This window comes from Marinomonas sp. BSi20584 (assembly GCF_002792415.1).
Classification (GTDB): Bacteria; Pseudomonadota; Gammaproteobacteria; order Pseudomonadales; family Marinomonadaceae; genus Marinomonas; species Marinomonas polaris.
The window spans coordinates 12,788-32,364 of record NZ_KZ454892.1; the positions used below are offsets into that span (position 1 = coordinate 12,788).

Genomic DNA, 19,577 nt, shown 5'->3' on the forward strand with positions numbered 1-19,577 from the left:
GTTGCAATACTCAAGTTGAAATTGAACACATCGGTTTCTTACACAACAACTTGATCGGAGAGAAAACATGCCAGAAGTAACACACACACTGAACAAAGATGGTGATTTCCTAGTTGATTACGAAGAAAAAGTCTTTGAAGACGTGAAAGCAGAAGCTGGTGAGAAAGCCTTAGTGACTTTTCACACGGTTGCCTTTGAAGGTTCCATTGGCTTTGTGAACATGCTGCAAGCCACTCGTCTACTTCGTAAAGGCTACGAAACCAGTATTCTACTTTACGGCCCAGGGGTGAACTTGGGTGTACAACGTGGTTTTCCTACTTTGGGTGACGAAGCGTTTCCGGGTCACATGAACTTCAACAATCAGTTGAAAAAATTTATGGCAGAAGGCGGGAAAGTTTACGCGTGTCGTTTTGCTCTTCAAGCGCTTTATGGTCACGGCGAACGCTCTTTGATTGAAGGGATTAGACCGATTAATCCATTGGATGTATTGGATCTTAAACTTCTACATCGTCGTGATAATGCGTTGATCATTGATACCTGGACAATGTAATAGGAGCCGCGGCGATGAGTGATTACCCAATCGTTCGCGCCGCGGCCGTCCAGATTTCTCCTGATTTGGAGAGTTTGGCCGGTACGCTGCGCAAAGTACTGAACATGATTGATGAAGCGGCTGAGAGCGGTGTAGAGCTCATCGTTTTTCCTGAAACCTTCATGCCTTATTACCCTTATTTTTCGTTTGTGCTGCCGCCTGTTAGCCAAGGCCCTGAGCATCTACGTTTGTACCAAGAAGCCGTTGTTGTGCCGAGTGCGACAACAGAAGCTATTGGTCACAAAGCCAAAGAGCGTCAAATGGTCGTCGTGGTCGGCGTGAATGAGCGCGATAACGGCAGCTTATACAACACCCAATTGGTGTTCGATAAAACCGGCGAGCTGATTCTGAAGCGTCGCAAAATCACACCGACTTATCATGAGCGCATGATTTGGGGGCAAGGTGATGCCTCGGGTCTAAAAGTGGTTGATTCTGCAGTAGGGCGAATTGGTGCGTTGGCGTGTTGGGAGCATTACAACCCATTGGCTCGTTATTCATTAATGGCGCAACACGAGCAAATTCATTGCGCGCAATTTCCTGGGTCGTTAGTGGGACCGATCTTTGGTGAACAAATGGACGTCACTATTCGTCATCATGCTTTAGAGTCGGGTTGTTTCGTGATTAATTCCACCGGTTGGCTCACCGAGGCTCAAATTCAAAGCATCACACCCGATCCAGCCATGCAAAAAGCCCTAAGAAATGGCTGCAATACCGCGATCATTTCGCCAGAGGGCAAACACCTTGTTCCACCTATGACTGAAGGCGAAGGTTTTATCTACGCGGATTTGGATTTCCGTTTGATCGATAAGCGCAAACGCATGATGGATTCCGTTGGGCATTACGCACGCCCTGAGCTTTTGAGCTTACAAATGAATGCTCAAGTATCGCAATACGTTGCAGGCTTACCCGAGTCTGAGCCAGACACTTTTCGTACCTCAGTGTTACCTGAATCATTCAATGGAGGAGAGTCACATGACGACACAACTCAAAATGAAAGCATCTCAATTCCTAACTGAGTTACAAACCAAAGGCTTGCGTCTGACCTCGTTGGATCAGGAGCACGTGAGTCGCCGTGGTGGCGCGGGTCCATCCGATCATCAAGCGATCACAGTGGATGGCACCACGTTAATGGTGCCGATTTATACCCAAACCGCATGGGCATCGCCGTTTACGCTTTCGAATGAAGAGATGTCAGATGAAGGTATTCATAATGCAGACGATACGGCACAAAATAAGCCAGTTTCTCAATTGTTATCGAATAGTATCCCGCTGGCCGATGTGACTTTTGCCAAAGACCCTGAGTTTTACAAATTATCCACTGCTGATGGCATTCCCTATTCACATATTGCCACCTTGCACAGCACCGATGTGCTTGCTACCACGGTATTACAAACCTGTATTCGTTACGAAAGCCGTCGTAAAGCGTGTCAGTTTTGCTCCATCGGGCAATCGCTACGAGCAGGGCGCACCATTGCTCATAAAACACCGGAACAATTAGCGGAAGTGGCAAAAGCCGCGGTGGAATTAGATGGCATCAAGCACATTGTTATGACCACAGGCACGCCTGCTGGTGCTGATCGCGGGGCGAAAGTCATGTGTGAAAGTGCCAAAGGCATCAAAGCTGTAGTTGATGTGCCCATTCAAGGTCAGTGCGAGCCACCGAAAGATCCTATTTGGTATCAACGCATGAAAGACGCGGGTATTGATTCCTTAGGCATGCATTTAGAAGTGATTACGCCCGAATTACGCAAAACTATTACACCGGGTAAATCGGAAGTGTCTTTGGATGAGTATTTTCAAGCCTTTGAAGACGCAGTGGCGGTGTTTGGGCGAGGCCAAGTGAGCACTTATATTCTGGCAGGCCTTGGTGACACAGAAGAAACCATTATCGACACCTGTCGCAAGCTGGTTGCCATGGGTGTTTATCCCTTTGTGGTGCCTTTTGTGCCGATTTCTGGTACCCCGTTAGAAGATCGTCCTGCGCCAACGGCGTCTTTTATGGAGGCGGTATTGCGTCCTTTGGCGCAAGAATTGGTGAATCTCCATATGACTTCCGACAAAGTGAAAGCTGGTTGCGCACGCTGTGGTGCTTGCTCGTCTCTCTCTCGATTTGAAAAGGAGGCTGCCGATGTCACTGTCTAAACAAGGTCGTGTATTCCAAGTGAAATGGGCGACGAATGATTGGGAAATTGAGCAAGCCAATTGCATTCGCCGTGAAGTGTTCTGCGAAGAACAAGGCTTGTTCCAAGAACATGATAGAGACGACATTGATCTGATCGCGCAGCCATTAATTGTCACCACGTCAATCTTAGGGATGCCAGAAGAAGTGGTGGGCACAGTGCGGATTCATCAACCTGTGCCTGGTTTATGGTGGGGCTCTCGTTTGGCGGTAAAAAAAGCCTTTCGTCGCCAAGGTGTATTGGGCGCGAGTTTGATTCGCCTCGCCGTGTCCAGCGCCAATACCTTAGGTTGTCATACCTTTTTAGCTACGGTGCAAGAGCAGAACGAAGTGCTGTTTAAGCGGCTGCATTGGGCAACGATAGGGTATCAAGATATTCATGGCATGAAGCACGCCAAAATGCAGGCCGATCTTGAGCATTATCCACCATTGAGCCAGCCATCTTTAGGCTTTTGGGTTTCTGGTCGACCAGTTAAGGCGACAGAAGTCAGCCCATATTTGTTGGGTTTGGAACCCAATCTGATCAAATCCGATTTCGCGCACGGTGTTGGGGAGGCGTCTTATGCTTCAACAACTCATTGAGACCGTTCGCCATTACCCAGGAGTGGCATCAAAGGTGGCGTTGGCGCCGGTTATATCTTCATTTGAAAAGCGCAATGAGTCGGGTTTTTCAAATGGCGATGATACAGCGGTGCTGAAAAGCGCCAACGGCTATGACTTGTTTGCGATAGAAGGCTTTCTGCCAGATTTTGTCGCACAGGACCCTTGGTTTTCAGGTTGGTGTGGCGTCATGGTTAACGTCAGCGATATTGCCGCCATGGGCGGTCGAGCAAAAGCGGTGGTGAATGCTTTGTGGAGTGCGCAGGACGACGTCAGTGCGCAAATTTTTGCGGGTATGAACGCCGCATCTACGACTTATGGCGTGCCTGTTGTGGGTGGTCATACCAGCCATAACAGCAAAACCACACAGTTAGCTGTTTCAATTTTGGGTCATGCCAATGAAGTGTTAACCAGTTTCGATGCCAATACTGGCGACGCCATTGTGGTTGCCATGGATCAACGAGGGGCTTTTCGCGCGCCTTATCTTAATTGGAATGCCACGACGAACGCCCCCGCTGAACGGTTGCGAGGCGACCTAGAGTTGCTGCCGTTATTGGCTGAAAAAGGCTGGCTGACAGGCTGTAAAGACATCAGCCAAGCAGGGCTGTTGGGCACCTTAGCCATGTTTATGGATTGCTCGCAAAAAGGTGCGGATGTGTTTTTGCAGCAGATCCCAAAACCCGATCAAGTGAGTTGGTCAGATTGGCTGTGCGCTTTCCCAAGTTTTGGTTTTGTCATGACTTGTCCAGTCGATAAGGTGGATGATGTGGTGGCGCTTTTTCAAAGCCGAGACATTCATGCCGCCGCGATGGGACATGTGACAGAACGACCTTCCATTGAGGTGATAGACGAAGGTCAAAACGTCACCTTTTGGGACTTTGAACAAGCGGCCTTTTTAGGCTTTCGACAAGATAAGCAAGACTCGCGCGAAGAAGAGAGGATGTTATGCCTGTAGTGCAATTTGAAGTGGTTTGGCCTGATGGTAAAACCGAAGCCTGTTATTCCCCATCCAGTGTCATTAAAGAGCACTTTAGTGCGGGAAAAGAGTATCCCTTAAACGAATTTTTGGCGACCAGTGAAACGGCACTTAACGCGGCGAGCAATCGTGTTCGTGAGCGTTTCGGCTATGCCTGTTCCAGCGCCATGGATCAGCTGGGTGTCATCAAGACACGCTGCGCCAGCTATGAAACAACACCTAATGCATCTGTGAAAGTCACACGATTTATCGATTAGAGGAAACCATTATGCCAACTGCACAAAACAGCCAACCAACTCATTATTCCGTATTAATTGTCGGCGGTGGTCAAGCCGGTTTGTCCATGAGTGCTTGCTTGCAAGAGCAAAACATTGACCATCTTATTTTTGAAAAAAACACCATGATGCACAGCTGGAAAACCCAACGCTGGGATTCTTTCACCTTGGTGACGCCTAACTGGCAATGTGAACTGCCAAACCATCCTTACGATGGCGATGATCCAAAAGGCTTTATGAAGCGAGAAGAGATCATTGGCTACTTAGACCGTTTTGCCGCCAAAGTTAAACCGCCAATTTTAGAAGGCGTGAGCGTTGAAAAAGTCAGCAAACTGGATAACGGTCAATTCCATGTAGTTACCACAAAAGGTGAATTTACGGGCGACCAAGTAGTTATTGCCTCGGGTGGTTACTTGAAGCCGATCATTCCACGTATGGCAGAACGTATCCCAGAGAACATATTACAGATTCATTCTAACCAATATAAAAACTCTCAACAGTTGCCTGATGGTGCGGTACTGGTGGTAGGGTCCGGTCAATCCGGTGCGCAAATCGCCGAAGATCTGCATATTGATGGTAAAAAAGTCTTCTTGGCGACCGGTAATGCGCCACGTGTTGCGCGCTTATATCGGGGTAAAGATGTGGTGGAATGGCTGGATGACATGGGCTATTACCAAAAGTCTGTGGATGAACATCCATTGCGTGAAGGGGTTCGTGATAACACCAACCACTATGTGACAGGGCGCGACGGCGGTCGAGAAATTGATCTGCGTAAATTTGCCTTGGAAGGCATGGAGCTGTTTGGTTTGATGGAAAATTACCAAGATGGCCAATTGATCTTCAAACCCAACTTAGCCGCGAATTTAGACGCCGCTGACGATACCTACAAAAACATCAATGCGCGCATCGATGCTTATATCGAAAAAAACGGCATTGATGTTCCCGTTGAACCGCCTTATCAGCCAGTGTGGGAGCCAAAAGAAGAACGTGAAAACTTGGATTTAGCGGCTTCTGGCATTACCAGCATCATTTGGTGTATTGGTTTTACGCCTGACTTTTCGTGGCTGGATTTGCCTGTTTTCAACGGTATGGGCGCGCCAGTTCATCGTCGTGGTGTGACGAACGAAAAAGGTGTGTATTTTATTGGTTTGCCTTGGTTGTACACTTGGGGGTCTGGTCGATTCTCTGGTGTGGCGGCTGATGCAGCCTACCTTAGCAATGTGATTCGTCAAGCCGTTGACGAAATAGAATCGACAGAATCTTTGTCTGAGGCGTCTTAATATGGCAGAAAAATCAATGGATTACGTTTCTGTCTCGCAAGACTATTTTATTGGAATGCCACAGTTAGCCTTGGGCGGTTTGAGTGAAAACTGGCTACTCAAGGAATGCGGTCATCAACATTGGCTTGCGTTAGCAAAACGCCTTGATTTACCTGCTCCAAACTTTGTCGACCAACAAGGTCGACATATGTACGCCGCGTTTCTTGTGGTGAAAATCAGTCACGCGGCATTGCATCAAGTGACTGAAAACAGCCGATTATGGATAGAGACGCAGCTGACGCGTGTCTCACCATCTCGTTCATATAGCTGTCATGATCTTTATCTCGAAGAAGGCTATATGGATACCGTTGGGATGGCTAGGCAGCCTATCGCTCAAGTGGCCTTGTTATCCAGCTTTGTCAGCCGATCCGAGCTTGGTAATAACCAAAGTGTTGCTCGTGGTGAAATGGCGAAGGGTGATTGGTTCGCTTGCGAGGCGGCAAGCCAAATGATGGCACAACACAAAGCAGGGCGAACCTTGTCCGATGCGGCCTTGTCTGTCAGTGAGCGGCCTTTTTTGTATCAGCCTTGTCCTTATGCGGATTTTAATGGGGCGGATTTCTTATATTTCGCGCAATTTCAAACCGTGATGGATCGCGCCGAGCGCTTTTTTCAATCCGATTTACAAGCGCTCAATCACACTTCTGAGCGAAACAGTATGGGCTTGTGGCAAATGGTTGAACGTACTATTTGCTACTATGGCAATATTAATCTAGACGATGGATTAGAAGCCAACCTGTACGCTATGCCATCTGCTGATCAAGACTCATCATTGCTGAGCCATTGTGGGCGCCTTCATCGTCAATCGGATCACGCTCTTATTGCCAATGTCATCACTCGAAAACGCTATCTGGATCATTCGCTTGTCCGATTTCAAGAGAAGCAAGCTAGTTTAAAAAGTTCAACAGATGTAGGAGCCGAATCATGAAAGCGCCTTCTTTAGCCAAGATCGAAGGCGTGTATTCGATGGTGCCAGAAACGGCTGACTCTTGGCGTGATGCCCATGGCAAGGCGCCTTTTGTGCGTGGCCCATATGAAAAAATGTATCAGCAAAAGTCTTGGACGATTCGTCAATACGCCGGTTTTGAAGGAGCACTGGAAACCAATGCGTTTTTTAAGCGCGCCTTGTCGCAAGGGCAAACGGGTTTATCGGTGGCGTTTGATTTGCCCACGCATTTAGGCTTTGATTCAGACCATGATCTGGCGGCCGCCGATGTGGGGCGAACGGGCGTTGCCATTGATTCTATTGAAGACATGGCGGTGTTGTTTGATGGCATTGATCTTGGCAATGTCAGTGTGTCCATGACGATGAATGGCGCAGTGTTGCCTATTATGGCGTGTTTTATTGTCGCTGCCGAAGAGCAGGGCGTAGCGCCTGATAAGCTTAGCGGCACCATTCAAAACGATATTCTCAAAGAGTACATCGCTCGTAATACCTATATTCACTCACCGGATTTTTCCATGGATGTGGTGTCTGATGTGGTGGCTTATTGTTCGGAACACATGCCACGCTTTAATAGCATGTCGATTTCGGGTTATCACTTCCAAGAAGCCGGAGCATCCCCAGAGCTTGAGCTCGCTCTAACCATGGCCAATGCACGAGCGTATTTAACTCACTTTCAGCAGCAAGGTATCGACCTTGAATTCGTTGCTAAACGCTTGAGCTTTTTCTTTGGGCTTGGCATGAGTTTTTATAAAGAGGTGGCAAAACTAAGAGCCGCGCGTTTTTTATGGAGTGAATTATTAGACGAATTTGGTATTCGTTCCGAGAGCGCAAAACGGCTGAAAATGCATTGCCAAACCTCAGGCGTGTCGTTAACCGAAAGCTCACCGCTCAATAACATTGTGCGAACAACTATCGAAGCCATGGCTGGCGTTTTCGGTGGTACGCAATCCCTGCATACCAACTCTTATGATGAAGCGATCTCTTTGCCTTCGGATCAAGCCAGCAAAGTGGCGCTAGAAACACAATTCATTTTGCAACATGAAACAGGCATTGGCGACGTGGTTGACCCTTGGGGCGGTTCTTACATGATGGAAAGCGCGACCCAAAGCATGATCGAGTATGTGCGAACCATGCAAAATAACATAGAGACAGAAGGCGGCGTGTTGGCGCTGGTGGCATCGGGCCAATTAACGGCTTTTATTCATCGGCAGGCGTTACAAACCGCCATGGATGAAGAAGCACTAAACAAAAAGATCGTGGGCAAAAATTGCTATCAAAGTTCGTCATTGAGCCCTCAAAATGAGCGCGTAATCGCCTCCGACAAAACGCTGTTGCAACAATCAAAAAAGCTCGCCCTGTTAAAATTAAAGCGTGATGATGGTGCCGTTAAACGTGCTTTGCAGGCGTTACAAGCCGCAGCGAGAAGTAAGCAAAACCTCATGCCTTTTACCATTGGTGCGATCCGAGCTAGAGCCACCGTTGGAGAATGCATCAAGGCGCTGACTGATGAAGCCTCGCGTTACCTGAAACCAGATTACATAGAATCGGCGCCATTTTGGGCACATCTTGATGCGAACATGGTTAAGCGCTATCAAGCCTTGTCGAGTCAGTTAGGTCGCCCGCTGCGCTTTTTGGTCGCTAAGGTAGGCTTGGACGGCCACGACCGAGGTGCGAAAGTGATTGTTTCTTTACTTCGAGACCTTGGTATAGAAGTGGATTACTTGCCCATTTTTTCTAGCCTTAACGACATCATCCAGCAAGATGCGATGTATCAATACGATGGAATTGGCTTATCGATTTTATCAGGCTCGCACATTCCTTTTGTTACACAACTTACTCAAAAAATCCGTGCTGATTGCCCCATTTTCATAGGTGGCGTGATTCCTGTCTCAGACATAAATACATTAGAGAGGATCGGCGTTGAAGCTGTTTTTACGGCGAAGCAGAGTCTGAATGATATTGCTGCGAAGCTGTTAACGATTCTTGTTGATTCGTCAAATATTAATGTCTGTTGCTCCAGTTCGCAACGTAGTGTTAGAGGATGATAGATATGAAAGTAAACACTTTTTTTAATCAAGGGCTCGGCCATCAAGTAATTGAAAACTTATCCTCTCCTGCTTTTATTAATTGCTTAGGCTCGGGACGCAATAAAGGCTTAGCATTTGTAAACAGTGCCATGTTGAAAGCATTGGGTTACGAATCTGCTTCTCAGTTAAAGGGGAAGCACCTTAATACAATTTTGAACAGGTGGTAGAACCCGTGATGAAATGATGGAAGAGGGTAAGGTTCAGCTTAAAAAGTATCAATATTGGCGTGGTGGACTGACTTATAAAAAGGCCAATGGTGGCACTTTCACCACATCTGCCATTGTAACGGTAAGTATGGTTGGCAAGACACCTTACACTATTTCAATTTTGGAAAATAAAGAGCTGCTAGAAGGTGTTACTAATCAATTTAAGGGAGATGTGGAAAGTGTAGCTCACGACATTAATGATTCTGCTACCCGTCTTAATTCTTCATCTGAGCATTTGGTCGCCGCGATTCAAACAACACTAAAAGAAGCGCAGCGCACATCAATAACAACCGACACTTCAGCGAAAAACATGCAAACGCTTTTTACTTCCGTTAGTGAGCTATGGGAAGGCTCGCAAGTGATCTCAGGTAAAATATCCCAAGCGACGGAAGCGTCATTAAAAGGGGTTGAGGAAGCAGAGCGTTCGGATGCTTTGATTCAGAAGATGTCTTCTGCGGCGGTTAATATCGGTGAAGTGATTGGCTTAATTAAATCTATTGCAGATCAAACGAACTTATTGGCATTGAATGCGGCGATAGAAGCGGCTAGAGCAGGTGAGGCTGGGCGCGGATTTGCAGTGGTGGCGTCGGAAGTTAAAAATTTGGCTTCACAAACCTCCCAAGCCACGGACAGTATTTCGGATCAAATTGAATTGGTTCGCACCACAATAGAGCAAACGATCAAGGGGTTAGAAAGTACTTCAGTGATTATTAATCAGATTAATAATCTATCTCAAGAGGTCGCCGAAGATGTACAAGCGCAAAGAGCGTCAACGAATGGTATACGAGATAGTTTAGATATACTTGTGCATCAAGCAGAAGATGCTCAGCAGTCTTCTATTGAAATATTTCATCAGGCTAAAAATATCAATGATGAGGCCTTACAGATGAGTCAATTGGTTAAATCTCTTAACAATCAATCTAAGGTGTTAAGAGATAGAGCAACCGTCTTTATTAATAAGCTTTTACAGAAATCATAAGGGATATGTAGAGAGAATATTAATTAAATTAATTTTCTAATTTCATTGTCGTTTTTCGATTGATAACGGAATCAATGGCATTGGAAATTAGGGTAATAATAGAATAAATATCTTTTTTGTTTTTGGTTTTTTTTGACCAGATAAAATATCTGACTAACCTTACGTTATCAATTTTTTTAAAGCTTATATTTTCATTTTCAAAATATTCATGGCTTATAGAATAAGGTAAAACGGATCGAGATAACCCATTTTTATTAAAGTTATAATATTTTTGGCTGAATATATTTCGTGCTTAAGGTTGTTTTTATCTTTGATATTTTTAAATTGTCATTTGAAAATTATGCGAGTTCTGTGGCCATTTCGATTCCAAATTTTATTTGTCTTTCGTTATTTTTTCTCTGTTATCTAATAATGAATCCCGAGAATTATAATAGAGAAGTAATGATTCTAAGTGGATTTTAATGAGTGAATTAAATGGTATTAATAGGTACAAAACCAGCCTAATTAAATAGGCTGGTTTTTGTGTTATTTAACTCTATTTTATCTTTTGAAGACCATTAGAATGGGTAGTGTTGATTTGGATCTTCAATTGTTATCCAGCGTAAATCGGTAAATTCAGCAATACCCGCTTTACCACCGAAACGACCGTAGCCAGAATCACCGACTCCACCAAATGGCATTTGTGGTTCATCTGCAACAGTGGGGCCATTAATATGGCAAATACCACTTTCGATGGCGTTGGCGCAGGCTAGGGCACGATTTATATCTTGCGAGAATACTGCAGCAGACAAGCCGTATTCTGTATCGTTTGCTACGGCAATAGCTTCCTCATCACCATTTACACGAATGATGGATTTAACTGGACCGAAACTTTCTTCATTAAAAATACGCATACTAGAAGTGACATTGTCGAGTAATGTAGCAGAGAAGATCGCTCCGTCATTTTCTCCACCGCACACCAAACTAGCACCTTTGCTCACTGCGTCTTCGATTAGAACATGCATCTTATCAGACACTTCAGGATTCACTAATGAACCAAGTACTACATGCTCTCGTGGATTACCCCAAGGAAGCTTAGAAGCACGAGCAACGAGTTTTTCTACGAATTCATCGGCAATAGCGTTATCAACAATTAAGCGTTCAGTAGACATACAAATTTGTCCCTGATTCATAAAAGCACCAAAAATGGCCGCATTCACTGCACCGTCAATATCGGCATCAGAAAGTACCAAAAGTGGTGCTTTACCGCCCAGTTCCAATAGAGCAGGTTTTAAATTTTCTCCAGCAAGACGACCAATGATACGTCCTACAGGACTAGAGCCGGTGAAATTAACATGGCGAACCTGTGGTGCCTCGATCAGAGCTTTGACGATCTCTGGAGCATCTTCAGGCGCATTTGTGATGAAGTTAACAACTCCTTCAGGTATGCCAGCTTCAATAAAGCAGTCAATAATAAGGCGATGAGTCAGAGGGCAAAACTCGGAGCTTTTAAGTATTACGGTATTACCACAGGCTAGGGGAGTAGCAATCGCACGAGCGCCTAATATAACTGGAGCATTCCATGGTGCAATGGCTAGACAAACACCTTTAGGTTTATGGATACCCATAGCTAAGGTACCAGGCTTATTGGCAGGGATAACTTCCCCACCAACTTGTGAAGTTAGTGCTGCAGCTTCACGTATGTGACCGGCAGCTAACATAACATTAAAGCCAGCCCATGGCCCTGTTGCCCCCGTCTCAGTAATCATAGCGTTGATGAACTCTTCGCTTTTTGAGTCCATGATATCTGCTGCTTTATTAAGCAACGCACGGCGCTCAGAGGGGCCAACTTTAGCCCAGTTAGGAAACGCAGCGTGAGCGGCTTTAGTGACGCTAGCTATGTCATCAAGTGTTGCAGCCGCACATTCTGACGCTACCTCACGAGTGACTGGGTCTAAACGAGAAAATGTTTTTTTATTGCTAGCGGATTGGTCTTTACCTGCGATACTAAGTAAAACTGTCATTGTATTTTCCTTTTTTATAAGTCTAATTTATCAATAGTGACAGAGGCTTCTAGGCCGCCATCCGTTGCGATGTTGTTTCCATTTACCCAGCGTGCGGCATCGGAGCATAAAAACAAAATAACCGGAGCTATGTCCGATGGGTTTCCGGCTCGGCCAACACGATCGACATCAGAATTCACCCGTTCGTCACCCAAGACGTTACGGAATTGCTTTAGAATTGGTGTTTCAACTGGACCTGGCGATACCGCATTTACACGAATGTGACGTGATTTAAATGTATCTTGATGAGCGGCTAGCATTGTCCAAACGAGTAATATTTCTTTAGAAATTGGGTAGCCAAGTTCATTGGGGATGCTATGTTCTTTCATGACTTTTTCTAGGTCAGGAAAGCCATTTATTTTGGCAATCGCAGAAGCGCGCTGAGTATTTTCACGCCATTCATAACCTGCCATTGAGGCCACATTCACGATGCTTCCGCCAGTTCGAATTTTATTTGCTAATCCTTCTGATAGGGCTTTAAGCCCAAAAAAGTTAATCGCTAACGTTATGGCTGCACCACCGGTTCCAGATACTCCTGCCACGTTACATAGACCATCTATGTCATTAGGAAGGGATTGAATAATGGCATCTACTCCTGCTTGAGTAGATAGGTCGCCTTCTAAAAAAGTACCAATGTTGTGTTTAGGTTGAACAACATCAATTCCTATCATATCGGCACCCATGTGTGCTGCTAGTTCAGCCGTACGTTGGCCGATACCACTAGAAACACCCGTTACAACAATCGTTTTACCGAATAGCATATTATTCTCCTTGATTATTTTTAGAATTTTTATCAGATATCGTTCCAGTGACTTGATAGCCAACAGGGATCAAGGTAATACCGAAACGAGTTTCAATAGCTCGCCAAATATCTTTTAGTAAAAATAATTAACAACACTTTCAGCATCTATCCCAATAGAGCCCGCAGCTTCTTCATTGTCTCGATTAGTCAATTTTGGCTTGATTGGTGCTGGTAGGCGTACTTTCATGGGAATCTCTTTCATTTTTGTTGTTTTAAATGGTTTTAATTATTGTTTTATGGGGCGACTGTGATCCAGCGAATTTCAGTAAATTCGTCCACGCAAGCATCGCTGCCAAAGCGGCCATAGCCACTGGACTTTAGTCCACCAAAAGGCATGGCTGGATCATCCTTTGCTGTTGTTGAGTTGATATGGCACATACCCGATTCCAACTTATTGGCCAAACTCCTTGCGAGCGTTAAGTCGCGAGTAAAAATCGCTGAAGCAAGACCATATTCGCAATTATTTGCGACAGTAATTGCTTCTTCAGGTGAGTCAACACGATAAATTCCTGCAATAGGGCCGAAGCATTCTTCGGAATAAATCCGCATCATAGGGGTGATATGGTCTAGCAAGGTGGCATCAATAAACTGTCCCCTGCGATGCCCGCCTGATATAAGCGATGCCCCTTTATCAAGAGCGTCTTCAATCAGTGCAGATAAGCGAGATGCAATAGTAGGGCTTGCCACTGGGCCTAATTTGGTCCCTTCTTGGCGAGGGTCTCCAGCGACTAAGTCAGTCAGCATTGTTTTTATAATATGGATAAACTCATCGGCAATCGTTTGTTCTAAAATGATTCGATCCGTTGCTATGCATATCTGACCTTGATTTAAAAAGGCGCCGTAAACGGCTTCTTTGGCGGCTAATTGCAAATCAGCGTCTTTTAAAACGATCAATGGAGATTTGCCGCCCAATTCTAAAAGACATCGTTTGAGATGCTGTGCTGCAATGCTCGCAATGATTTTTCCGATGCGTGTGGAACCAGTAAAATTGATTCGTCGAATTGAGGGATTAGCAATAAGGCTGGTGATGACTTCTTCCGAGTGCTCAGTCGCATTGGTCATTACTGAAATAACGCCTTTAGGTACGCCAGCCTCATCAAGTACTTCCGCTATTAGGGAATGTGTTGCCGGTGAAAGTTCTGAGGCTTTTAGGATAACACTGTTTCCGAATGCCAAAGGGAAAACAACAGCGCGCATAGCTAATGCAATGGGAGCGTTCCAAGGTGCAATGGCAAGACATACGCCTACGGGTTGGCGTATGGTATAGGAATCTGAAATTTCGTTATTGATATTCGAACAAGGGTGCTTAAGTGCGAGTACAACCGCTGCCTCGATGGCTTCTTCAGCTACTTTGATATTGAAATCAACCCAGTCGGTTACCGCTCCAATTTCTTTTAACATTAATTGGGCAAAGCGATTCTTGTATTTGGGCATGAGCTGTTTAGCTCGGCGAAGGATTTTAGCTCGTTCTGAAACATCTGTATTTGACCATTTTGAAAAACTTGCTGCGGCGATTGCAGCCATATGTTCAGCATCTTCTGCGCGACCGGATGCAGCACGAGTAGCCACTAAGTCAGTGCTTGGATCTAGTCTTTCAAAATACCCGCCAGACATCGCTGGAGTAAGTCTTCCACCAATGAACATGTTCACTTCAGTGGGTATGGATACGTCTGTTTTGTTGTGCATTAAGCTCAAAATGTCACCTTGCCGTTATTAGATTTGTTTGTCGGTCGATGAGTGCATTAAGAAGAATAGCAGCTATACTCTGTGTAAAAATATCAATTAATGGCTTATTCTTGTTAAATTCTGGTTTATTTGGCGTTTCTGGAGGGAAGTGGATGTTAACAAATATCATAGGCTCCATGGTTAGGTTTGAGTCTATCCAACCAGGTTTGCAATCTAGAGTATTCAGTACAGGGAAGGACAACTTTTCTGATTTCAATTTAATTGGCATTGTTCAACGTGGTGATGTGACCGTATTGATGGAAGAAATGCATCAGGTCACCGAGTCATCTGTTTTCTGTATACCTCACAAGAAGCAGGCTAAGGTATTGGTTCCAGCAGGAAGCCAAGTTTGGTTGTTAGGTTATCGAAATGAACTGATTTCGTTAGTGACTGGAACTGACTTAGATAGTGCTAAGTTAGAAACCTTAATGCGACAATTCACTATTACATCTAGTACAAAAAACGGTATAGATGAAGAGTTTTTACCGCTTCTCGGGCTCTTAAGAGCCGAGATTTCTATAAACAATAAGCGTTCTCGCACAGTTATATGCTCCATCATACGTATATTACTTATCTGTATTTATCGTCTTAGTGACATCGAGTCTATACGATTAACACACTCTCCGGATGAGCTAGTGCTGCAGCAGTTTCGCCAACTTGTAGAGGTTGAGTATCGTAATAGAAGAGCGGTTTCTTATTATTGTCAGGAGCTGAATATGACCTATGACAGATTGCATGCTATTTGCCAGCGTAATCTGAAAAAAACACCTTTACAGCTGATTAATAACAGAGTGCTCATTGAAGCAACAACCAGATTAAAAAAATCAGCAGGATCAATCCAAGTGATAGCAAATGATCTGGGCTACTGCGATGGCAGCCAATTTAGTCATTTTTTTAAAAAAGAAACCGGCATGTCACCTAGTCAATTTAAGCGTATCCACACCGAAAAGGGCTTGAAAGACCGTGATGAAAATACGCCTGATTTTTCAGATTGGCCATAAGGGTAATACGCGCATTAATTGTAATGCGCTAAAAAAAGAGTGATGACGTCTATCTTAGTGGGTTGAGAGCGCGCTGATGATGAGTTCACGAAACCAACGATGGGAAGCTGATTCGTTGTGGCGCGATTGCCAATGGAGGGCAACACTAAATGCGGGGACGTCGAAGGGTAAATCGTAAAGGGTCAATTGATTATTCTGAGCAAAAAAGAGGGCGATGCGATAGGGGAGTATCGCCAATAAATCGGCTTTTGCTAATACAGAAGGCAGAATCAAAAAGTGAGATACTTCTAGACTAATCTTACGTTTAACGCCCATTTGAGCCAATACATCCTCTGTCGCACCGTGACCTAAATTATTTGTAACAAGGGCGTGTTTGTGTGCAATAAAGGCTTCCATGGTTAATGGCTTATCTGAGGCAAATTGTTTGTGCCGTACGCAGACATAGTGTTCTTCGATCATGACATGACGTTGTATATGTTGTCCTTCTATGGGGCGACTGCAAATAACCGCGTCAATTTTTCCTGATGACATCCACTCATCGACTTTGTCTATTTCCAGTGGAATGACTTTCATTTCAATATTAGGTGCCTCTATTTGTAGACGAGCGACGATTGCTGGCAATAGTGCCATTTCACCTAGATCCGTCATGGCTACTCTAAAGCGTTTGTGAGATACCGCTGGATCAAATGTCTGCACATTCGCCACCGTGTTTTCTATCATGCTCAAAGAGTGGCTGAATTCTTCATAAAGCTGTTGAGAAATAGCCGTAGGTTCCATGCCATTTTTATTGCGAATGAAGAGCTTGTCTTTGAATAGATCACGCAATCGTGACAGGGCATAGCTAACGGAAGGTTGTGTGACAAACAATAGATCAGCTGTCTTAGTAACACTCCGAGTTTCATACAAGATCACAAAAGTACGAATAAGATTAAGGTCTATATTTGACATAATAAATACTATCTATTTTTGTTAGAAAAAATATCGATTTGTTCAATTAAAGCAGGAGAGATAAGGTTATTCAATCGTGAATTTGATTAGAGAGAAGGGTTATGAGCACAGTACACTCAACAACTTATGCTTTGTTGCGCAAAAATGGCATGTTTAAAGTCTTCGGTAATCCAGGTTCAAACGAACTGCCTTTTCTAAAAAACTTTCCTGAAGACTTTGAATACATACTTGCGCTCCATGAAGGGGTGGTTGTTGGAATTGCAGATGGTTACTCTTTAGTGAGCCGCCAACCTTCTTTGGTAAATCTGCATGCGGCATCAGGCTCTGGCAACGCCATGGGGGCACTAACAAACGCTTGGTACTCCCATTCTCCGCTGGTTATTACTGCGGGCCAGCAAGCTCGCTCCCTCATTGGAGTTGAAGCTATGTTGTCTAATGTGGATGCGGCTCAACTGCCCAAACCTTTAGTTAAATGGAGTTATGAACCATCTTGGTCTGGTGACGTGCCAAGAGCCATTAGTCAAGCCATCCATATGGCAAACCAGCCAGCAAAAGGGCCTGTGTACGTCTCCATCCCTCATGACGATTGGGATCAAGAAATTGAAGATGACGCTATGTTGTTAGCCGAGCGCGATGTCACCACGGCGGGTTCACCTTCTTCGGAGCAGTTATCTTTGTTAACCCAACGTATTAATCAAGCGAATAACCCTGTTCTTGTATTAGGTCCAGATGTGGATGCCTACTTAGCGAATGAGCTTGCCGTTGAATTGGCTGAAAGAATTGCCGCGCCAGTTTGGGTTGCCCCTTCTGCTCCTCGTTGCCCGTTTCCAACTCGCCACCCTAGTTTTAGAGGGGCGTTACCGGCAGCGATTGCTGGTATCTCCGAAAAACTGGCAGGGCACGATTTGATTATTGTGATTGGCGCGCCAGTATTTCGTTACCATCAACACGCGCCAGGTCGATATTTACCAGAAGGCGCTGAATTAGTGCATATCACTTGTGATTTGCAAGAAGCAGCACGAGCACCAATGGGTAATGCGTATGTTGCAGATATCACGGCTATGTTAAAGGGGATTTTGGAGCACACTAAGCAAACATCACGTCCAATGCCGCAAGGTCTTCCTGTACCTGCTCCGTATCCTGTCACCACTGAAGGAGCGTTGGCGCCAGAGGAAGTGTTTGATGACCTGAATGAGTTAGCGCCAAAAGATGCTATTTATGTCAAAGAGTCCACATCGACCGTTACGGCTTTTTGGCAGCGGGTCGAAATGCGTCACCCTGGAAGCTATTTTTTTCCTGCATCGGGTGGCTTAGGTTTTGGCTTGCCTGCGGCCGTTGGAGCGCAATTAGCTAGTGACCGTCAAGTGATAGGCGTCATTGGCGACGGTTCCGCCAACTATGGTATTACCGCTTTGTGGACCGCTGCACAATATAATGTTCCTGTCGTATTTATCATTTTAAAGAATGGTACTTATGGCGCATTGCGTTGGTTCTCTCGTTTATTGGATGCGGAAACGTCTCCTGGTCTGGATGTACCTGGCTTAGATTTTTGTGCGATTGCCAAAGGTTACGGAGTGGATGCAATTGAAACCCATACCCGTGAAGAGTTCAGGACCGCCTTGCAAGTTGCATTGAAGTCTAATAAACCAATGTTGATTGAAGTGCCTACGACTACGATTGAGCCGTAAAAAGTGTTCTTGGGCTGCCGACGAAAATGTTAGTTTGTCAGCAGAGTTCGAAAAATATTTGGTACAAGGTTAGGGGTGAACGCCTTGTCCGGTTTGGTTGCTTTTTAATGGCGATGAAATTGATTTAGGAGTAATACAGAATGTTGTCTCAGTCAGTCAGTAACCATGGCGCGCTCGGTGCACAACCACATATTGTCGTTGTTGGAGCCGGTGCCATGGGGTGCTATTTTGGTGGCATGCTCATAAAAGCAGGTCATACAGTGTCATTTGTGGATGTAAATCCTGAGCAAATTGCGACCATTAATCAACGCGGTATGGTTTTAGAAACCGATGATGGTGCATTTGAAATGCCTGCGAATGCGGCGTTAGCAAAAGACGTTATTCAGCCTGCTGATTTGGTAATTTTGTTCACCAAGACTATGCACACAGAGGGGGCGATGGAATCTATTCGTCACATATTGACGAATGAAACGGTAGTTTTATCGTTGCAAAATGGTTTAGGTAATGCTGAACGTATAGGTCAATTTGTGAACCCTGATCGAATTGTGGTGGGGACAACCTTGGTGCCTGCAGATTTGAAAGGGCCTGGTCATGTAGCATCGCACGGACCGTCTAGTTCACACATTATGGACTCGACCTTAAAAAATCCTGAGTGGTTAGCAAATTTGTCTGCAATGTTTAATCAAGCAGAACTTACGACCAGCGTTGACCCAGAAATTATGACGGTGATTTGGTCCAAAGTTGCTTTTAATGCTGCACTTAATGCTATTTGCTCCATTACTGGTTCGTCGCCTGGAGGACTAACGCCATCGCCCGCGTTCAAGGAGCTTGCCAAGCAGGTTGTTCATGAAACTGTGCTAGTGGGGCAAGCTAATGGGGTGATTTTGGATGAGAGCTATATTTGGAATAATGTAGAAATGGCCATGCGTGAGCACCCCAACCATAAGCCTTCCATGTTGCAAGATATTGAAGCTGCGCGGGCGACAGAAGTTGACGCAATTAATGGTGCCATAGTTGAAGCCGCTAGTTTAGCCGGCTTGCAAGCCCCAGTAAATCAAACTTTGGCGCAATTGGTTCGACTCTCTGAGCAAGTAGCTAAGAACAAAAAATCTTAGTAAATCAGTGGCTGATATCGATTTTTTACCACCTTATTGGAAATTTAATAAGGTGGTTTTGTGCTTGTCAGACTGAGTAGTACGATATATTGCATACGAT

18 protein-coding genes are annotated in these 19,577 nt (G+C 45.0%); 14 read left to right on the forward strand and 4 right to left on the reverse strand.

Features of this window, described 5'->3' with window-relative positions; genetic code table 11:
- Positions 1-67: 67 nt before the first annotated feature.
- From TY87_RS18670 to TY87_RS22940, 11 genes are read left to right on the forward strand one after another with little or no spacing between them, the layout of a single operon-like run.
- A complete protein-coding gene (locus TY87_RS18670; RefSeq protein ID WP_100188205.1) occupies positions 68-550 on the forward strand; it encodes an MSMEG_0572/Sll0783 family nitrogen starvation response protein in 483 nt (160 codons plus the stop codon).
- 14 nt (positions 551-564) lie between these two features.
- Entirely contained in the window at positions 565-1,605 is a 1,041-nt protein-coding gene (locus tag TY87_RS18675) for a Nit6803 family nitrilase (RefSeq protein WP_100188206.1), read from the forward strand.
- On the forward strand, positions 1,562-2,731 hold the full coding sequence (locus TY87_RS18680) for an MSMEG_0568 family radical SAM protein (protein ID WP_100188207.1): 1,170 nt from the start codon (positions 1,562-1,564) through the stop codon (positions 2,729-2,731). The genes TY87_RS18675 and TY87_RS18680 overlap by 44 nt, the downstream gene beginning before the upstream one ends.
- Positions 2,718-3,350, forward strand: coding sequence for an MSMEG_0567/Sll0786 family nitrogen starvation N-acetyltransferase (locus tag TY87_RS18685; protein ID WP_100188208.1), 633 nt, complete (start codon positions 2,718-2,720; stop codon positions 3,348-3,350). The genes TY87_RS18680 and TY87_RS18685 overlap by 14 nt, the downstream gene beginning before the upstream one ends.
- Positions 3,331-4,323, forward strand: coding sequence for a sll0787 family AIR synthase-like protein (locus TY87_RS18690; RefSeq protein WP_100188209.1), 993 nt, complete (start codon positions 3,331-3,333; stop codon positions 4,321-4,323). The genes TY87_RS18685 and TY87_RS18690 overlap by 20 nt, the downstream gene beginning before the upstream one ends.
- Positions 4,314-4,601: an MSMEG_0570 family nitrogen starvation response protein gene (locus tag TY87_RS18695; protein ID WP_100188210.1), complete on the forward strand. Its 288-nt coding sequence runs from the start codon at positions 4,314-4,316 to the stop codon at positions 4,599-4,601. Before TY87_RS18690 ends, TY87_RS18695 begins: the two co-directional genes overlap by 10 nt.
- Positions 4,602-4,612: 11 nt before the next feature.
- Complete coding sequence (locus tag TY87_RS18700) at positions 4,613-5,899, forward strand: MSMEG_0569 family flavin-dependent oxidoreductase (protein WP_100188211.1); 1,287 nt, start codon at positions 4,613-4,615, stop codon at positions 5,897-5,899.
- A 1-nt stretch (position 5,900) separates the two neighbouring features.
- Positions 5,901-6,866, forward strand: coding sequence for a Pnap_2097 family protein (locus tag TY87_RS18705; RefSeq protein WP_100188212.1), 966 nt, complete (start codon positions 5,901-5,903; stop codon positions 6,864-6,866).
- Positions 6,863-8,929, forward strand: a complete 2,067-nt coding sequence (locus TY87_RS18710) for a methylmalonyl-CoA mutase family protein (protein WP_100188213.1) — start codon at positions 6,863-6,865, stop codon at positions 8,927-8,929. Before TY87_RS18705 ends, TY87_RS18710 begins: the two co-directional genes overlap by 4 nt.
- A 5-nt stretch (positions 8,930-8,934) precedes the next feature.
- Positions 8,935-9,138 carry a hypothetical protein gene (locus TY87_RS18715; RefSeq protein WP_100188214.1) on the forward strand — a complete coding sequence of 68 codons (204 nt, stop codon included), beginning with the start codon at positions 8,935-8,937 and terminating at the stop codon, positions 9,136-9,138.
- A 13-nt stretch (positions 9,139-9,151) separates the two neighbouring features.
- Positions 9,152-10,156, forward strand: coding sequence for a methyl-accepting chemotaxis protein (locus TY87_RS22940; protein ID WP_100188215.1), 1,005 nt, complete (start codon positions 9,152-9,154; stop codon positions 10,154-10,156).
- A gap of 557 nt (positions 10,157-10,713) precedes the next feature.
- On the opposite strand, the gene TY87_RS18725 is transcribed toward TY87_RS22940, so the two are convergent.
- The 3 genes from TY87_RS18725 to TY87_RS18735 all read right to left on the reverse strand — a co-directional run bounded on the left by TY87_RS18725 (position 10,714) and on the right by TY87_RS18735 (position 14,686).
- Positions 10,714-12,159, reverse strand: a complete 1,446-nt coding sequence (locus tag TY87_RS18725) for an aldehyde dehydrogenase (protein ID WP_100188216.1) — start codon at positions 12,157-12,159, stop codon at positions 10,714-10,716.
- Positions 12,160-12,173: 14 nt separating this feature from the next.
- Positions 12,174-12,959, reverse strand: a complete 786-nt coding sequence (locus TY87_RS18730) for a coniferyl-alcohol dehydrogenase (RefSeq protein ID WP_100188217.1) — start codon at positions 12,957-12,959, stop codon at positions 12,174-12,176.
- Positions 12,960-13,234: 275 nt separating this feature from the next.
- Positions 13,235-14,686, reverse strand: a complete 1,452-nt coding sequence (locus TY87_RS18735; protein ID WP_100188218.1) for an aldehyde dehydrogenase family protein — start codon at positions 14,684-14,686, stop codon at positions 13,235-13,237.
- 152 nt (positions 14,687-14,838) lie between these two features.
- Here TY87_RS18735 and TY87_RS18740 point away from each other — a divergent pair, with 152 nt between their 5' ends.
- On the forward strand, positions 14,839-15,726 hold the full coding sequence (locus TY87_RS18740) for an AraC family transcriptional regulator (protein ID WP_157789923.1): 888 nt from the start codon (positions 14,839-14,841) through the stop codon (positions 15,724-15,726).
- A 54-nt stretch (positions 15,727-15,780) separates the two neighbouring features.
- On the opposite strand, the gene TY87_RS18745 is transcribed toward TY87_RS18740, so the two are convergent.
- A complete protein-coding gene (locus TY87_RS18745; protein WP_100188220.1) occupies positions 15,781-16,674 on the reverse strand; it encodes a LysR family transcriptional regulator in 894 nt (297 codons plus the stop codon).
- Positions 16,675-16,775: 101 nt separating this feature from the next.
- Here TY87_RS18745 and mdlC point away from each other — a divergent pair, with 101 nt between their 5' ends.
- The gene (mdlC, locus tag TY87_RS18750; RefSeq protein WP_100188221.1) at positions 16,776-18,362 is read left to right on the forward strand and encodes a benzoylformate decarboxylase; all 1,587 of its coding nucleotides are present in this window, start codon (positions 16,776-16,778) and stop codon (positions 18,360-18,362) included.
- 140 nt (positions 18,363-18,502) lie between these two features.
- Positions 18,503-19,477, forward strand: coding sequence for a ketopantoate reductase family protein (locus TY87_RS18755; RefSeq protein ID WP_100188222.1), 975 nt, complete (start codon positions 18,503-18,505; stop codon positions 19,475-19,477).
- The last annotated feature ends 100 nt before the right edge of the window (positions 19,478-19,577 follow it).

Excerpts from the sequence above, each read along its gene's own strand:
- TY87_RS18670 (WP_100188205.1), top strand. The coding sequence starts at position 68 with ATGCCAGAAGTAACACACACACTGAACAAAGATGGTGATTTCCTAGTT.
- TY87_RS18675 (WP_100188206.1), top strand. The coding sequence starts at position 565 with ATGAGTGATTACCCAATCGTTCGCGCCGCGGCCGTCCAGATTTCTCCT.
- TY87_RS18680 (WP_100188207.1), top strand. The coding sequence starts at position 1,562 with ATGACGACACAACTCAAAATGAAAGCATCTCAATTCCTAACTGAGTTA.
- TY87_RS18685 (WP_100188208.1), top strand. The coding sequence starts at position 2,718 with ATGTCACTGTCTAAACAAGGTCGTGTATTCCAAGTGAAATGGGCGACG.
- TY87_RS18690 (WP_100188209.1), top strand. The coding sequence starts at position 3,331 with ATGCTTCAACAACTCATTGAGACCGTTCGCCATTACCCAGGAGTGGCA.
- TY87_RS18695 (WP_100188210.1), top strand. The coding sequence starts at position 4,314 with ATGCCTGTAGTGCAATTTGAAGTGGTTTGGCCTGATGGTAAAACCGAA.
- TY87_RS18700 (WP_100188211.1), top strand. The coding sequence starts at position 4,613 with ATGCCAACTGCACAAAACAGCCAACCAACTCATTATTCCGTATTAATT.
- TY87_RS18705 (WP_100188212.1), top strand. The coding sequence starts at position 5,901 with ATGGCAGAAAAATCAATGGATTACGTTTCTGTCTCGCAAGACTATTTT.
- TY87_RS18710 (WP_100188213.1), top strand. The coding sequence starts at position 6,863 with ATGAAAGCGCCTTCTTTAGCCAAGATCGAAGGCGTGTATTCGATGGTG.
- TY87_RS18715 (WP_100188214.1), top strand. The coding sequence starts at position 8,935 with ATGAAAGTAAACACTTTTTTTAATCAAGGGCTCGGCCATCAAGTAATT.
- TY87_RS22940 (WP_100188215.1), top strand. The coding sequence starts at position 9,152 with ATGATGGAAGAGGGTAAGGTTCAGCTTAAAAAGTATCAATATTGGCGT.
- TY87_RS18725 (WP_100188216.1), bottom strand. The coding sequence starts at position 12,159 with ATGACAGTTTTACTTAGTATCGCAGGTAAAGACCAATCCGCTAGCAAT.
- TY87_RS18730 (WP_100188217.1), bottom strand. The coding sequence starts at position 12,959 with ATGCTATTCGGTAAAACGATTGTTGTAACGGGTGTTTCTAGTGGTATC.
- TY87_RS18735 (WP_100188218.1), bottom strand. The coding sequence starts at position 14,686 with ATGCACAACAAAACAGACGTATCCATACCCACTGAAGTGAACATGTTC.
- TY87_RS18740 (WP_157789923.1), top strand. The coding sequence starts at position 14,839 with ATGTTAACAAATATCATAGGCTCCATGGTTAGGTTTGAGTCTATCCAA.
- TY87_RS18745 (WP_100188220.1), bottom strand. The coding sequence starts at position 16,674 with ATGTCAAATATAGACCTTAATCTTATTCGTACTTTTGTGATCTTGTAT.
- mdlC (WP_100188221.1), top strand. The coding sequence starts at position 16,776 with ATGAGCACAGTACACTCAACAACTTATGCTTTGTTGCGCAAAAATGGC.
- TY87_RS18755 (WP_100188222.1), top strand. The coding sequence starts at position 18,503 with ATGTTGTCTCAGTCAGTCAGTAACCATGGCGCGCTCGGTGCACAACCA.